At 71.5% G+C, this 14,760-nt stretch carries 10 protein-coding genes and 3 pseudogenes; 10 read left to right on the top strand and 3 right to left on the bottom strand.

What is annotated here, in order from left to right; translation table 11 throughout:
* Window positions 1-1,135, top strand: a 1,135-nt coding sequence (locus tag JM949_RS25125) for an FAD-binding oxidoreductase (protein WP_238433838.1), incomplete at its 5' end; no start/stop codon positions are given.
* 15 nt (window positions 1,136-1,150) lie between these two features.
* Here JM949_RS25125 and JM949_RS25120 read toward each other — a convergent pair.
* Both JM949_RS25120 and JM949_RS25115 read right to left on the bottom strand, forming a co-directional pair.
* The gene (locus tag JM949_RS25120; RefSeq protein ID WP_203150754.1) at window positions 1,151-1,576 is read right to left on the bottom strand and encodes a hypothetical protein; all 426 of its coding nucleotides are present in this window, start codon (window positions 1,574-1,576) and stop codon (window positions 1,151-1,153) included.
* A 46-nt stretch (window positions 1,577-1,622) separates the two neighbouring features.
* Window positions 1,623-3,695, bottom strand: coding sequence for a SpoIIE family protein phosphatase (locus tag JM949_RS25115; RefSeq protein WP_203150753.1), 2,073 nt, complete (start codon window positions 3,693-3,695; stop codon window positions 1,623-1,625).
* An 88-nt stretch (window positions 3,696-3,783) separates the two neighbouring features.
* Between JM949_RS25115 and JM949_RS25110 the strand changes: the two genes are divergently transcribed.
* The 3 genes and pseudogenes from JM949_RS25110 (at window position 3,784) to JM949_RS25100 (ending at window position 9,003) form a co-directional block, all read left to right on the top strand.
* On the top strand, window positions 3,784-4,086 hold the full coding sequence (locus JM949_RS25110; RefSeq protein WP_203150752.1) for a hypothetical protein: 303 nt from the start codon (window positions 3,784-3,786) through the stop codon (window positions 4,084-4,086).
* Window positions 4,083-8,452 (top strand): annotated as a pseudogene (locus JM949_RS25105) (HAMP domain-containing protein). The gene JM949_RS25110 and the pseudogene JM949_RS25105 overlap by 4 nt, the downstream one beginning before the upstream one ends.
* The gene (locus JM949_RS25100; protein ID WP_203150751.1) at window positions 8,449-9,003 is read left to right on the top strand and encodes a response regulator; all 555 of its coding nucleotides are present in this window, start codon (window positions 8,449-8,451) and stop codon (window positions 9,001-9,003) included. The pseudogene JM949_RS25105 and the gene JM949_RS25100 overlap by 4 nt, the downstream one beginning before the upstream one ends.
* 15 nt (window positions 9,004-9,018) lie before the next feature.
* Here JM949_RS25100 and JM949_RS25095 read toward each other — a convergent pair whose 3' ends face one another.
* The gene (locus tag JM949_RS25095) at window positions 9,019-9,354 is read right to left on the bottom strand and encodes an STAS domain-containing protein (protein WP_007454492.1); all 336 of its coding nucleotides are present in this window, start codon (window positions 9,352-9,354) and stop codon (window positions 9,019-9,021) included.
* Between the two features lie 178 nt (window positions 9,355-9,532).
* Between JM949_RS25095 and hemL the strand changes: the two genes are divergently transcribed.
* From hemL to JM949_RS25065, 6 genes and pseudogenes are all read left to right on the top strand, one after another.
* Window positions 9,533-10,873, top strand: coding sequence for a glutamate-1-semialdehyde 2,1-aminomutase (gene hemL, locus JM949_RS25090; protein ID WP_203150750.1), 1,341 nt, complete (start codon window positions 9,533-9,535; stop codon window positions 10,871-10,873).
* Window positions 10,874-10,876: 3 nt separating this feature from the next.
* Window positions 10,877-11,523 (top strand): annotated as a pseudogene (locus JM949_RS25085) (histidine phosphatase family protein).
* A complete protein-coding gene (locus JM949_RS25080; protein ID WP_203150749.1) occupies window positions 11,523-12,092 on the top strand; it encodes a TlpA family protein disulfide reductase in 570 nt (189 codons plus the stop codon). Before JM949_RS25085 ends, JM949_RS25080 begins: the two are co-directional and overlap by 1 nt.
* Window positions 12,092-12,910: a cytochrome c biogenesis CcdA family protein gene (locus JM949_RS25075; protein ID WP_203150748.1), complete on the top strand. Its 819-nt coding sequence runs from the start codon at window positions 12,092-12,094 to the stop codon at window positions 12,908-12,910. The genes JM949_RS25080 and JM949_RS25075 overlap by 1 nt, the downstream gene beginning before the upstream one ends.
* Window positions 12,910-14,535 (top strand): cytochrome c biogenesis protein ResB, encoded by a 1,626-nt coding sequence (resB, locus tag JM949_RS25070; protein WP_203150747.1) that lies wholly within the window; start codon window positions 12,910-12,912, stop codon window positions 14,533-14,535. The genes JM949_RS25075 and resB overlap by 1 nt, the downstream gene beginning before the upstream one ends.
* Window positions 14,535-14,760 (top strand): annotated as a pseudogene (locus JM949_RS25065) (c-type cytochrome biogenesis protein CcsB); the annotation flags it as partial. The gene resB and the pseudogene JM949_RS25065, both read left to right, overlap by 1 nt.

Genomic DNA, 14,760 nt, shown 5'->3' with positions numbered 1-14,760 from the left:
ACGAAGATCGACTGGGGTGCCGCGCCCGTGCAGGTCGACATCGTGCTCGACAACCGGCCGGTTGGCCGGCATCGGTCACGAGCCCGTCGACGCGCTGGTTGCCGACGTGGGTGCCGGCACCCCGTTGCGGGCGGTGCAGGCCACGCTGGAGCGCACCGGGCAGCGGTTGGCGATGGACGCGCCGTCCCCGGGCGCGACCCTCGGGGGCGTGCTCGCCGCCGGTGAGACCGGCCCACTGCGGCACCGCCACGGCCGCCCCTGCGACCAGCTGCTCGACGTCCGCTACCTCGCCGCCGACGGTGAGCTGGTCAGCGCCGGCGGAGGCGCGCCCGGGCTCGACCTGGCCCGGCTGCTCTGCGGGTCCCAGGGTGCGCTCGGTGTGCTGGTCTCGGCGAGCATGCGGGTGCAGGCGCTACCGGCGAGCCGACTCTGGGTGTCCCGCCCGGTGTGGACCCCGCTGGAGGTGCACGACCTGGTCCGGACGATCCTCGCCGCCCGACTGGATCCGGCGGCCATCGAGCTGGACCTGCCCGGCGGCACCCCCCGACCGCGCACGCCGTATCCGCCAGGTCACCCGGCCGCCACCGCGCGGGAGCGCCACCCGTCGATGTCCGGGCGGGCCGGCGCGCCGTCCCGGGCGGGCAGCCTGGTGGTGCTGTTGGAGGGCGGCCCCGCCGACGTCACCGAACGCGCCGAGCGGCTGGTCGGCCTGCTCCACGGGGAGGCGACGGTGACGCACTCCGCGCCGACGTGGTGGCGTCGCTACCCGTTCGCGCCCGGCGACACGGCGCTGCGCCTGGAGGTGCCGATCGGTGACCTGCACGCCGCCGTCTACGCGCTCCGCGACGCGGCCGGCACCCCGGTGCCGGTGCGCGGGTCCGCCGGGCTGGGCGTGGTGCACGCGGCGCTGCCCGGAGCGCTGGCCCCCGAGCGGGTGGCGTCCATCCTGGCCGCCGTCCGAGGGGTGCTGCTGGCCCGGCAGGGTCGCTGCGTGGTCGTCTCCGCTCCCACCGCGGTCCGCCAAACCGTCGACCTCTGGGGTGAGCTGGCCGGCCTGGCCCAGCTGCGGGCGGCCAAGCGGCACCTCGATCCGGAGCACCGACTGGCCCCCGGGCGGCTCCCCGGCGGTCTGTGAGACCGCTCGGGCTGGTCAGTCCATCCACCACCGGTGCATGGTGAGCAGCGGCGGGGCGAAGCGGAGCGCCAGCACCAGCAGGCCGCCCACCGCCCCGGTCACCAGCAGCGCCCGGGTCGCCCGGGGCAGTGCGTCGCGCTCCCGGGCGACCAGCGCCACCGCGACGACCGCCAACGGCAGCCCGAGCACCGCACCCACCAGATAGAGCACCGAGATCACGGCGTGCAGCCAGTAGAACAGGCCGTGCAGCCCGAACAGGACCATGTCCTTCGGGTCGTACGCGCCGGTCACCATCTCGGCCGGGCCGACGCCGGCGGTCGCCATCCGACCGAGGTAGAGCGACAGCACGGCGAGGAACGCGCCGACGGTGGCGAGCTGCGCGACGACCAGCACCCGGACCAACGGCCGGGAGTACGACGTGGCGTGCGCGACGCTCGACATGGGCGTCAATCTACCGAGCCGACCGGAATCCGGGGGCCGCTCGGGGTCAGGTCGCGTCGTTGCGGAGCACCAGCACGGCGATGTCGTCCCGGGGCGGCTCGACCGAGAAGTTGATCGCCGCGGCGCGCAGCCGGGCGGCCACCACGTCGGCGGAGTATCCGGCCAGGGGTGCGGCGGCGTCGCGCAGCCGGTCGGTGCCGAACAACTCCCGGCCGCGCCGCCGCTCGGTGACGCCGTCGGTGTAGAAGATCAGCGAGTCGCCCGGCCCGAGCGTGATCTGCGCGGCCGGCGAGGTGATCGTGTCGAGCAGGCCCAGCGCGGTGCCGCCGGTGCCGACGAACCTGGCGCCGCCCGACCCCGCCAACAGCACCGGCCGGTCGTGCCCGGCCAGGTGCAGCGAGACGTCCAACCGGTCGCCCGTACCCGGCCCGACCGCCGCCAGCGCCAACGTGCAGTATCGGCCGCTGCCCCGCTCGACCAACGTCTCGTTGAGTCGGGCCAACGCCTCCGGCAGCGGTTTGCCGTCGCCGACCAGCACCCGGATCACGTCCCGGACCAACCCGGTCACCGCCGCGGCCTGGACACCCTTGCCCGAGACGTCACCGATCACCACCAGCCAACGCCCGTCGGGCAGCGGCACCACGTCGTAGAAGTCGCCGCCCACCTCCGCGTCGTCGCCGGTCGGGACGTACTCGGCGGCGAAGCCGATCCCGTCCACCAGCGGCAGCACGGGCGGTAGCAGCGACTGCTGGAGCGTCTGCGCCACCCGGCGGCGCTCGGCGTGGATCCGGGCGTTCTCGATGGCCAGCGCGGCCCGCCGGGCCACGTCCTCCAACACGGCCACCTCGTCCGGGTCGTGCCGGTGCCGCTGGTGCCGGCCCACCGCCAGGGTGCCGAGCGGTTGCCCGCGCGCGATCAGCGGGACCGCGAAACCCTCCATCGGCCCGCCCAGCGGGATCTGCGCCGCGCTGCGGGACGCCTCGCGCAGGCGTGCCTGAACGGAGTCCGGCCCGGTCTCCGCCAGCACCTTGTGCAGCTGCGGAAGCATCGACTCGTCGGCGTGGCTGGCCGCCGCCAGCCGGAGCCGGCCCCACTCGTCAGTGGTGTGCACCGCGCACCACTGACCGAGCCGAGGCACCACCAGCTGCGGCACCAGCGCCATGGTCAGGTCGACGTCCAGCGACTGGGCCAGCAGCTCGCTCGCCTCGGCCAGGAACGTCAGCCACACCTGCCGGCGGACGTCCGCCCTACGCAGCCGGTCGTTCTCCAGGTGCAGCGACAGCCGCTCCGCGGTGAGCACCGCCAACGGGCGTGCGTACGCCGACGGCGCGGCGTCCAGCTCAAGCTCCCCGGCGTACGGGCGGTGCACCGTCAGCGGCACCCGGAGCAGCTCACTGTCGGCGCGGGGCGGTCGGCCGAAGCGGGCCAGCACCTGGCGGCCCTGCCCGTCGCCCCGGTCCAGCCGGATCGCGCCGCCGGCCGCGCCCACCATCTCGGCGAGCCGGCTGAGCAGGCTGGTGGCGAAGTCCGGCAACGGGTCGTCGCCGTACAGGTCGGGGGCGGTCTGCATGAGTTCGCTCATCGCGCTGGCGCTCGGCGCGGACCGGTCGGTGCCGGTATGCGGGCCGGCGTTGGCCGGGGTCGACCCGCCGACGGCGTCCTCGGCCGTCCGGTCGACCCCGGGGCGGTCCAGCCGGAACCAGACACCCTTCCCGGTGGGCAGGTACGTGGTGCCCCAGCGACTGGCGAAGTGGTCGACGAGGAGCAGACCTCGGCCCCGCTCGGAGACCTCGGTGATCTCGGTGGAGTCGTTACGGGTGCCGACGGTCAGCTCGTCGCCGGAGCCGGGCGCGAAGTCGGAGACGGTGACGGTCAGCCCGATCTCGTCCGCGACGACCTCGATGTCCAACTCGGTGCGGGCGTGCTCGACGGCGTTGGTGGTCAGCTCGGTGGTCAGCAGCAGGGCCTCGTTGACCAGCTCGTCCAGGTGTGACTCGGTCAACACCGAACGGACCACGGCGCGGGCGGCGGCCGGCGTGCGGCGGTCCGCGGGCAGGCGGACACGCCGGACCGCCCCGTCCCGGGCCCCGGCCGTCGCAGGCCCCGCCTCGGCTGACACCTCCGTATCCTCTACCGTCCCCCGGTCAGGTGCCAAGCCGATCATCGATCGCGTCCCGTCGCGTCCCCTTTCGGGGACGGCACGGACCATGCTCTGCCGTGATCCACTCGACTTCCCTGACAACGCGGTATCGGAGCGGCGCGGAAAGCGCGAGGTCAACGAAACCGAGTCGATCACGCCGCTTCCGCGCGAAGGGCGGGCGGGCGCCGGGGCCGGGCTCCGGCGGGCGGCTGGCGCCTCGCTGCGAGGTCTGGCCCTCATCGAGGCGTTTCGAGTGGCGGTCAGAGTCGCCTGGCGGGTCGCGCACGCTGGCACCACGGCGCGCGCGGGCACAATATGGGGTGCCGGTGTGCTCGCACTGACCGGCGCCCCCGAGTTGAGCGAGGAATGATGACCACGGCGAAGCAGTCGGTAGCGGATCCGTCCGCGCCCGACCACGAGGCGATCCTCGGTGAGCTGACCGAGGCATTGCGACGGGTCCGTCGCGGCGACCTGAAGGTCCGGCTTCCGCGCCGCGCCGGCACGGCCGGTGAGGTGGCGGACGCCTTCAACGAGGTGGTCTCACTCCAGGAGCGGCAGTACCTGGACCTGCGGCGGATCAGCCGGATCGTCGGTCGCGACGGCCGGCTCACCGAGCGGCTCGACGACGAGGGGCTGGACGGTTCCTGGGCGGAGGGGCAGCGGGCGATCAACTCGCTGATCGACGACCTGGGTCGACCGACCACCGAGATCGCCCGGGTCATCGTGGCGGTCGCCGACGGCGATCTGTCCCAGCACATGGCGCTGGAGATCGACGGCCGGCCGCTGCGGGGTGAGTACCTGCGCATCGGGCGGACCGTGAACACGATGGTGGACCAGCTCTCGTCGTTCTCGAACGAGGTGACCCGGGTCGCCCGTGAGGTGGGCACCGAGGGCAAGCTGGGTGGTCAGGCCGACGTTCGGGGCGTCGCCGGCACCTGGAAGGACCTCACCGACTCGGTCAACACCATGGCGTCGAACCTGACCGGTCAGGTCCGGTCGATCTCGCAGGTGGCGACGGCGGTGGCCAAGGGCGACCTGTCGCAGAAGATCACGGTCGGCGCGCGTGGTGAGGTCGCCGAGCTGGCCGCCACGATGAACTACCTGACCGACACCCTGCGGCTCTTCGCCGAGCAGGTCACCCGGGTGGCCCGTGAGGTGGGCACCGAGGGCAAGTTGGGCGGCCAGGCCGAGGTGCCGAACGTGGCGGGCACCTGGAAGGACCTGACCGACAGCGTCAACTCGATGGCGTCGAACCTGACCGCCCAGGTGCGCAACATCGCGCAGGTCTCGACGGCGGTGGCCCGTGGTGACCTGTCGCAGAAGATCACCGTGGCGGCACAGGGCGAGATCCTTGAGCTGAAGGACACCGTCAACACGATGGTGGACCAGTTGTCGTCGTTCGCCGACGAGGTGACCCGGGTGGCCCGTGAGGTGGGCATCGAGGGCAAGTTGGGCGGGCAGGCGCAGGTGCGCGGGGTCTCCGGCACCTGGCGGGACCTCACCGAGAACGTCAACCAGCTGGCCGGCAACCTGACCAGTCAGGTCCGGAACATCTCCCAGGTCTCCACCGCGGTGGCGAAGGGTGACCTGTCGCAGAAGATCACGGTGGACGCCCAGGGCGAGATCCTGGAGCTGAAGAACACCGTCAACACGATGGTGGACCAGTTGTCGTCGTTCGCCGACGAGGTGACCCGGGTGGCCCGTGAGGTGGGCACCGAGGGCAACCTGGGCGGTCAGGCGCAGGTCAAGGGCGTCTCCGGCACCTGGCGGGACCTGACCGACAACGTGAACTCGATGGCGTCGAACCTGACCAGTCAGGTGCGCAACATCGCCTCGGTGACCACGGCGTGGCGAAGGGCGACCTGTCGCAGAAGATCACTGTGGACGCGCGGGGCGAGATCCTGGAGCTGAAGTCGACTGTCAACACGATGGTGGACCAGTTGTCGTCGTTCGCCGACGAGGTGACCCGGGTGGCCCGTGAGGTGGGCACCGAGGGCAAGCTCGGCGGGCAGGCGCAGGTGCGCGGGGTCGCCGGCACCTGGCGTGACCTCACCGACAACGTCAACTCGATGGCGTCCAACCTGACCGCACAGGTCCGCAACATCGCCCAGGTCTCCACCGCGGTGGCGAAGGGTGACCTGAGCCAAAAGATCACCGTGGACGCGCGGGGCGAGATCCTGGAGCTGAAGTCGACTGTCAACACGATGGTCGACCAGCTGTCGTCGTTCGCCGACGAGGTGACCCGGGTCGCGCGTGAGGTGGGCACCGAGGGCAAGCTCGGCGGCCAGGCCCAGGTCAAGGGCGTCAGCGGCACCTGGCGGGACCTGACCGACAACGTGAACTCGATGGCCTCGAACCTGACCGGCCAGGTGCGCAACATCGCCTCGGTGACCACCGCCGTGGCGAAGGGCGACCTGTCGCAGAAGATCACCGTGGACGCCCAGGGCGAGATCCTGGAGCTGAAGTCGACAGTCAACACGATGGTCGACCAGCTGTCGTCGTTCGCCGACGAGGTGACCCGGGTGGCCCGTGAGGTCGGCATCGAGGGCAAGCTCGGCGGCCAGGCCCAGGTGAAGGGCGTCTCGGGCACCTGGCGGGACCTCACCGAGAACGTCAACCAGCTCGCCTCCACGTTGACCACCCAGTTGCGGGCCATCGCCCAGGTGTCCACCTCGGTGACCCGGGGCGACCTGACCCAGCGGATCGCGGTCAAGGCGCAGGGCGAGGTCGCCGAGCTGAAGGACAACATCAACCAGATGATCGTCACCCTCCGGGAGACGACCAAGAAGAACGCCGAGCAGGGCTGGCTGGACTCCAACCTGGCCCGGATCGGTGGCCTGTTGCAGGGCCAGCGCGATCTCGGCGAGGTCTGCCGCATGATCATGACGGAGGTGACTCCGCTGGTCGACGCCCAGCTCGGTGCCTTCTTCCTGGCCGACGACACCGACGGCAGCATGCGGCTGCGGTTGACCTCGTCGTACGGGTACGTGGCGCGGGGGCACGACGTCACCTTCGGGCCGGGTGAGGGGCTGGTCGGGCAGACCGCGCTCTCCCGCCGCACCATCCGGGTCAGCGCCTCCCCGAACAGCCGGCTCACCCTGCGGTCCGGCCTGGCCGAGACACCCCCGTCCGACCTCGTGGTGCTCCCCGTGCTGTTCGAGGGGGAACTGCTCGGGGTGATCGAGTTCGCCAGTGTGTCGGCCTTCTCCGACCTGCACCTCGCGTTCCTGGAGCGGCTGGTGCTCACCATCGGCATCGCGGTCAACACCATCCAGGCCAACCGGCGTACCGAGGAGTTGCTGGCCCAGTCGCAGCGGCTGGCGCACGAGATGCAGGAGCAGTCGGCGGAGTTGCAGCGCACCAACGCCGAGCTGGAGGAGAAGGCGACCCTGCTCTCCGAGCAGAAGGGCAACATCGAGACGAAGAACCGGGAGATCGAGCTGGCCCGGCTGGGCCTGGAGGAGAAGGCTCAGCAGCTGACCCGGGCGTCGGCCTACAAGTCGGAGTTCCTGGCCAACATGAGCCATGAGCTGCGCACGCCGCTGAACTCGTTGCTGCTGCTGGCCCGCCTGCTGGCGGAGAACTCGGAGCAGAACCTCAGCCCGAAGCAGATCGAGTTCGCCCGGACCATCCACGGCTCCGGCTCCGACCTGCTGCGCCTGATCGACGACATCCTCGACCTGTCCAAGATCGAGGCTGGCCGGATGGACGTCGAGCCGACCGAGATCCGCTTCACCGAGCTGCGCGGCTTCGTCGAGCAGGCGTTCGCGCCGCAGGCCGAGGAGAAGAACCTAAACTTCCAGGTACGGGTGAGCAAGGACCTGCCGCCGGCGTTGGTGACCGACGCGCAGCGCTTGCAGCAGATCCTGCGCAACCTGCTCTCCAACGCGGTGAAGTTCACCGACAACGGCGCGGTGACGCTGCGGATCGCCCCGGCGGCGGAGGACGAGGTCTTCGACGTCCCGGCCCTCACCAACGCCCAGCAGGTGATCGCGTTCACCGTGATCGACACCGGGATCGGCATCTCCGACGACAAGCTGTCGATCATCTTCGAGGCGTTCCAGCAGGCGGACGGCACGACCAGTCGCCGCTACGGCGGCACCGGCCTCGGCCTGTCGATCAGCCGCGATCTGGCCCGGCTGATCGGCGGCACCATCACCGTGTCGTCCGCGCCCGGTCAGGGTTCGACCTTCACCCTCTTCGTGCCGCAGGTGCTGGCCCCGGACGCCGTGGTCGCGCCCCAGCCCCCGTCTCCGCAGCGCGCCGGTCTGCCGTCGTCGCTGCTGATGCCGCCGCTGGAACTGCTGCCGGAGCGACCGGAGGCACCGGTGACCCGTCAACTGGACGGCGCCACCGTGCTGATCGTGGACGACGACGTCCGCAACGTCTTCGCCTTGACCAGCGCATTGGAACTGCACGGGATGACCGTGCTGTACTCGGACAACGGGGCGGACGGTGTCCGCCTGCTGGCCGAACATCCGGAGGTGGACATCGTGCTGATGGACGCCATGATGCCGGACCAGGACGGTTACGAGACCACCCGCCAGATCCGCCGCAACCACCGCTTCGCCGACCTGCCGGTGGTCTTCCTGACCGCGAAGGCGATGCCGGGGGACCGTGAGTCGGCGCTCGCGGCCGGGGGCAGCGACTACATCACCAAGCCGGTCGACCTGGACGACCTGATCGAGTTGATGTCGTCCTGGATCAACGGCAGCCGGACCGAGGAGAATTCGTGACCCAGATGGCCAAGGCGCTGCTCGTGGACGACCGGCGGCAGAACCTGACGGCCCTGGAGGCGATCCTCCAGGGCCTGCCGGTCCAGTCCGTGGCGGTGGAGAGCGGCGAGGCGGCGCTCAAGCAGCTGCTGGTGGACGACTTCGCGGTGATCCTGCTGGACGCGCAGATGCCGGACATGGACGGCTTCGAGACGGCCAGCCACATCAAGCGCCGGGAGCGGACCCGGCACGTGCCGATCATCTTCCTCACCGCCGCGGACCGGGACGCCCAGCTCGCGCTGCGCGGATACCAGGTGGGCGCGGTGGATTACCTGACCAAGCCGTTCGACCCGTGGGTGCTGCGGGCCAAGGTGTCGGTCTTCGTCGAGCTGTGGGTGAAAACCCGGCAGTTGGCCGCCCAGTCGGACCTGGTCCGCGAGCGTGACACGCAGTGGCGCAGGCTCACCGACGCGGTCGACGAGGCGACCACCCTGCTGCGGTCCGATGACGCGGAGACCCGTGACCGGGCGGTACGGCTGCTCGAACAGGCCCGCTGGGGCAGCACCGACTGACGAGGGTGGGGCGGTTCAGCCGGTGGGTTGGTCGTTGCGGATCATCAGGGCGCTGCGCAGGCCCGTGATGTCCAGCACCCGGATCAGGAAGTCGCCAACGTGGGTCAGCATCAGCAGGCTCTGCGCGTGGCTGGCCTTGCGGCTGAGCACGACCAGAGTGCCCAGGCCCTGCGAGTCGCAGAAGGTGACGCCGCCGAGGTCGAGCACGATCCGCGGCGGCGGATCGGCCAGCACCTCGTTGACGACGGTGGAGAGCTGCGCCGCCGTGAGCATGTCGATCTCACCGGCTAGGCGGAGCACTGCTTCGTCGCCCGTCCGGTGTAGCGTGATGGACAGTTCGGCACGATCCACTCGATCAGCCTAGCGCGATCCGACCGACCTGGCCTGTCGAGGCCGCGAGCCGTAGCCGTCCAGGCCACGAGCCCGCCGGGTCGGTGCCGCCGGTGAGTGTCGGCCGTGGGTGAGCCCGGTAACCCGACTGCGGGGTGGCTGCTGGTTGACGGTCCGGCGCTGACACAATGGCGGCATTGTGACCGACAACTTCTCCGCCGGATCCGGCCGCTACCCGGCCGACGCACCGGCCTCCGAGGCCCTGTTCGACCGCGCTCGCGCCATCGTGCCGGGCGGGGTGAACTCTCCGGTGCGCGCGTTCCAGGCGGTCGGTGGCACCCCGCGTTTCATGGTCCGTGGTGAGGGCCCGTGGCTGTACGACGCCGACGGCCGCCGCTACGTCGACCTGGTCTGTTCCTGGGGTCCGCTGATCCTCGGGCACGCCCACCCGGAGGTGGTGGACGCCGTCCAGGCCGCCGCCGCCCGGGGCACCAGCTTCGGCACCCCCACCCCCGGTGAGGTGGAGCTGGCGGCCGAGATCGTCGCGCGTACTCCGGTGGAGCAGGTCCGCCTGGTCAACTCCGGCACCGAGGCGACCATGTCGGCGATCCGGCTGGCCCGGGGCTTCACCGGCCGCTCCAAGATCGTCAAGTTCGCCGGCTGCTACCACGGTCACGTCGACGCGCTGCTCGCCGCCGCCGGGTCCGGCGTGGCCACCCTGGGGCTGCCCGACTCGCCCGGGGTGACCGGCGCGGCGGCCAGCGAGACGATCGTTCTCCCGTACAACGACATCAGGGCCGTCGAGGAGGCCTTCGCCGCCGAGGGCCGGCACATCGCCGCGGTGATCACCGAGGCGGCCGCCGGCAACATGGGCGTGGTGGCCCCCCGCGACGGCTTCAACCAGCAACTCGCCCGGATCGCGCACGCGCACGGCGCGCTGCTCGTGGTCGACGAGGTGATGACCGGGTTCCGGGTCTCCCGCGCCGGCTGGCACGGCCTCGACGCCTCCGACGCCGACCTGTGGACGTACGGCAAGGTCATGGGTGGCGGCCTGCCCGCAGCCGCGTTCGGCGGGCGTGCGGAGATCATGGCGCGACTCGCCCCGGCCGGCCCGGTCTACCAGGCGGGCACGCTCTCCGGTAACCCGCTCGCCTGCGCCGCCGGCCTGGCCACCCTGCGGCTCGCCGACGACGCGCTGTACCAGCGCCTCGACCAGACGGCCGCCGTCGTGGGCAAGCTGGCCTCCGACGCGCTGGCCGCCGCCGGGGTCCCGCACCGGCTGTCGTACGCGGGCAGCATGTTCTCGATCTTCTTCACCGACGCCGACGTGGTCGACTTCGACAGCGCCCGCACCCAGCAGGTGCCGGCGTTCAAGGCGTTCTTCCACGCCATGCTCGCCGCCGGCGTCTACCTGCCGCCGAGCGCGTTCGAGTCGTGGTTCGTCTCGGCGGCGCTCGACGACGCCGCTCTGGAGCACATCGCCGCAGCGCTGCCCACGGCGGCGAACGCGGCGGCGGCGGTTGGTCACGGGGGGTCGTAAACGGTGAGCAAGACTGTGGTCCACGTGCTCCGGCACGGCGAGGTGCACAACCCCGACCAGATCCTGTACGGGCGGCTGCCCGGTTTCCGCCTCTCGGAGCTGGGCGTGCAGATGGCCAAGCCGCCGCGCAGGGCCTGGCCGAGCGGGAGGTCGTGCACGTGGTGGCCAGTCCGCTGGAGCGCGCCCAGCAGACCGCCGAGCCGATCGCCGCCCAGTTCGGGCTGCCGGTCGGGGTGGACGAGCGGCTGATCGAGAGCGCCAACTGGTTCGAGGGCAAGAAGGTCTCCCCGGGCGACGGGTCGTTCCGCGACCCGCGTAACTGGTGGGTGCTGCGCGACCCGGTGACCCCGTCCTGGGGCGAGGCGTACCGGGTGATCGCCGAGCGGATGTTCGCCGCCGTGCACGCCGCCCGGGTCGCCGCCGAGGGCCGTGAGGCGGTGCTGGTGTCACACCAGCTCCCGATCTGGACGCTGCGTCGCTACGTGGAGCGCAAGCGGCTCTGGCACGACCCGCGCAAGCGGCAGTGCGGGCTGGCCAGCCTCACCTCGTTCCACTTCGATGGCGCGAAGGTGGCGGGCATCGGCTACAGCGAGCCGGCCGCGCACCTGATCGCTCTCTCCGCGACCGCCCGGACGGCCAAGGGGGCCTGATGAACGCCCGGAGGTGGACCGCCGGTCTGCTCGCCGCCGTCGCCGCGATGGCGCTGGTCGGCTGCACGTCGTCGAAGGGGCAGGAGAAGACCTGCACGGCCAGCACCGACGGGATCTTCGAGTGTGCACCGGACCAGCGCTCGGCCCCTCCGAAGCTCGCCGGGGAGCTGCTCACCGGCGGCAGCTACGACGTCAGCCAGGCCCGTGGCCAGGTGGTCGTCGTCAACTTCTGGGGCTCGTGGTGCGCGCCGTGCCGCGCCGAGGCGGACGACCTGGAAGCCACCTACCAGGCCACCAGGGCGGCCGGGGTGAGCTTCCTCGGCATCAACGTGCAGGACCAGCGGGACAAGGCCAAAGCGTTCGAGGAGGGTCGGGTCACCTACCCGAGCCTCTTTGACCCGGCCAGCCGGCTGGCGCTCGACCTGGACATCCCGCCGAACACCGTCCCGGCGACTGTGGTGCTCGACCGGCAGGGCCGGGTCGCGGCGGTGATCCGGGCCGCCGTCAAGCAGGCGGGCCTGCAACCGATCGTCGAACGGATCGCCGCCGAGAAGCCGGCGTCGAACTGATGGGTGAGGCCTTCCGGAATCTGGCAGTGAGCGGGCCGCTGCTGCTGGCCATGGGCGCGGCGGCGCTCGCCGGCCTGGTCAGCTTCCTCTCCCCGTGTGTGCTCCCGCTCGTGCCCGGCTACCTGTCGTACGTCACCGGCCTGGCCGGGGCCGACCTGGACGGCCGGCGGGCTCCGGCGGACCCGACACCCGGCGGCGCTGGCGGCGTCGCGGTCCGGGAGCGGGCTGCCACAGCGGCGGTCAAGGGGCGGGTGCTCGCCGGGACGCTGCTCTTCATCGGCGGTTTCACAGTCGTCTTCGTCGCCACCGCGATCCTCTTCGCCAGCATCGGCCGGGTGTTCTTCGACTACAAGCGCGAGTTGCAGATCGGCGTCGGCGTGCTGATCATCGTGCTCGGGCTGAGCTACCTGGGGATGATCCCCGCCCTGCAACGGGAGTTCCGGATCTCCCGACTGCCGTCGGCCGGGCTGCTCGGCGCCCCGGTCTTCGGCGCGGTCTTCGCGCTGAGCTGGGTGCCCTGCACCGGCCCCACCCTCGGCGCGGTGATGGGCATGGCGGCCACCAGCGGGCAGAGCGACCGCGCCGTGGTGCTCGCCGTGGCGTACTGCCTCGGGTTGGGGATACCGTTCGTGGTCTTCGGGTTGGGCTTCGAACGCCTGCTCGGGGTCTTCCGCGCCGTCCGGCGCAACAGCCGCTGGGTCACCCGGGTCGGCGGCGCTCTGCTCATCCTGATCGGCCTGGCCCTGGTCACCGGCGGATGGCAGAGCTTCGTGATCTGGTTGCAGACCACCGTCGGGGTGGGCGAGGTGAGCATCTGATGACTGTCGTCGACGACCGACCGGAGACCGTGGCGCCCGCGCCACGGCGTCGGCCGAACCGGCTGCTCGCTCTGCTGCGCAACTCGTGGCGGCAGCTCACCAGCATGCGTACGGCGTTGATCCTGCTCTTCCTGCTCGCCATCGCCGCCATCCCCGGCTCGGTGCTGCCGCAGCGCGGGGTCAGCCCGGAGAAGGTCAACGAGTACTTCGTCGAACACCCGGACTGGGCTCCCCGACTGGACCGGATCGGCGCGTTCGAGGTCTTCGGCTCGGTCTGGTTCTCGGCGATCTACCTGCTGCTGTTCACCTCCCTGATCGGCTGCATCACGCCCCGGCTGCGCGACCACATCCGGGCGCTGCGGTCCCGGCCGCCGGCCGTGCCGAAGCGGATGGCCCGGCTGCCCCAGCACACAGTGCTGCCCGCCCCGCCCGGTGGCGCGGCGGCGATCGCCGACGTGCTGCGCAAGCGCCGCTGGCGGGTGGAGGTACGCGGCGACGAGGTCTCCGCCGAGAAGGGCTACCTCAAGGAGACCGGCAACCTGCTGTTCCACACCTCGCTCATCGCGGTACTGATCGGCGTCGCGCTCGGCTCGTGGTACGGCTGGAGCGGCAACCGTCTGCTGGTCGCCGGCGCGGACAACGCGTTCTGCAACACCCGGCAGCAGTACGCCGAGGCGAAGCTCGGCCCCCGGGTGGACAGCGCCGAGCTGCCCCGCTTCTGCCTGCGGCTGGACGATTTCCAGGCCCGGTTCCTGGAGAGCGGTCAGCCGGACTTCTTCAACGCCACGGTGACCGTGGACGGCCCCGACGAGCGGACCCGTCAGGCGGACTTCTCGGTCAACGCGCCGCTGCGCCTGAACGACGCGAGCGTCTACCTGCTCGGCCACGGGTACGCCCCGGTGATCCGCTACACCGACCGGTTCGGTCGCAGCCAGACCAGCACCACCCCCTTCCTGACCACCGGCGACATGGGCCTGACCAGCGAGGGTCTGGCCGCCTTCCCGGACGCCAACGTCGATCCGAAGACCGGCCAGCGGGCAGCGGACCAGCAGATGGCGTTCACCGGCATCTACCTGCCGACCGCGCCGCAGCAGGCCCCCTTCGTCCGCTCCGAGTACCCGACCGAGCGCAACCCGACGCTGAACCTGGTCGCCTACCGGGGCAACCTCGGCCTGGACGCCGGCATCCCCGGCTCGGTCTACCAGCTCGACCAGCGGCAGGTGCGGACCGGCAAGGTCAAGGAGGTCGGCACCAAGCTGCTCCGCAAGGGCGAGAGCTGGACGCTGGACGACGGCACGACTGTCCAGTTCCTGGGCACCGAGCGGTATGTCACCCTCTCCATCCGGCACGACCCCGGCGCGACGCCGCTGCTGATCAGCTGCGCGGTCCTGCTGGTCGGGCTGATGGGCTCGCTGTTCGGGCGACGTCGCCGGGTGTTCTTCCGGGTGCTGCCGGGCGACCCCGGGGAAGGATCTCCGACAAGCGGTAGTAGCTTGATGGAGGTCGGTGGGTTGCCGCGTACCGACTATCCAGGGTTCGCCGAGGAGTTCGCCCAACTCGTCGCCGTGGTGAACGGTGGCGCGGCGGCGACCGAACGGGCCGGCGTGCGAGAAGGAGCCGAGTGATGTCCGCACTCTCCGACAATCTGGTGACCTTCGCGATCCTGGCGTATCTGGTCGCGATGATCGGCCACGCCGTGGAGTACGCGCTGGGCAACGCGCGTGCCCGGGTTGCGGCAGCGGCTCCGGTACGCGAGCTGGTCGGCGCCGGTGGTGGTGGTGGTGTCGTCCCGACGCCACCCGCGCCCGTGCCGTCGTCGGCCCCGGCCGACCGCTCCGGGCGGCGGGCCC

Source organism: Micromonospora tarensis (assembly GCF_016803395.1).
GTDB classification, from domain to species: Bacteria; Actinomycetota; Actinomycetes; order Mycobacteriales; family Micromonosporaceae; genus Micromonospora; species Micromonospora tarensis.
The sequence above is the reverse complement of the archived record's forward strand: the minus strand, read 5'-3'. Positions and strand labels throughout refer to the sequence as shown.

Bases quoted from the DNA above. Each gene is read 5' to 3' on its own strand.
- JM949_RS25120 (WP_203150754.1), bottom strand. From the start codon at position 1,576: ATGTCGAGCGTCGCGCACGCCACGTCGTACTCCCGGCCGTTGGTCCGG.
- JM949_RS25110 (WP_203150752.1), top strand. From the start codon at position 3,784: ATGCTCTGCCGTGATCCACTCGACTTCCCTGACAACGCGGTATCGGAG.
- JM949_RS25080 (WP_203150749.1), top strand. From the start codon at position 11,523: ATGAACGCCCGGAGGTGGACCGCCGGTCTGCTCGCCGCCGTCGCCGCG.
- JM949_RS25075 (WP_203150748.1), top strand. From the start codon at position 12,092: ATGGGTGAGGCCTTCCGGAATCTGGCAGTGAGCGGGCCGCTGCTGCTG.
- resB (WP_203150747.1), top strand. From the start codon at position 12,910: ATGACTGTCGTCGACGACCGACCGGAGACCGTGGCGCCCGCGCCACGG.